Raw genomic sequence first — 249 nt, forward strand, 5'->3', positions numbered from 1 at the left:
GTTATGGCTCGTAATGGTGTGAACTTTGGTATTCAGTTGTCAGGTACAGGAAATCAATGGTTTCAAGCACCCGCTAACCCAGTAAATGGTTTGTTCTTCCCTGGCTTCGGTGTTGAGGATGCCGCTGCGGACTTGGGTGATAGTGCAATCACTGAAACAGCAGGTGTTGGTGGTTTCGCAATGGCATCTTCTCCAGCAATCGTTAAATTTGTTGGTGGTACGCCAGATGATGCAACCAATAACAGTCGC

Annotated in this window: 1 protein-coding gene; it reads left to right on the forward strand. The window is 47.4% G+C overall.

The window, feature by feature from the left end; all coding sequences use genetic code 11:
* A partial coding sequence (locus tag RMT89_RS44595) for a DUF1116 domain-containing protein (RefSeq protein ID WP_315889463.1) occupies positions 1-249 on the forward strand: 249 nt, incomplete at both ends.

Source organism: Streptomyces sp. P17 (assembly GCF_032436805.1).
Lineage (GTDB): Bacteria > Actinomycetota > Actinomycetes > Streptomycetales > Streptomycetaceae > Streptomyces.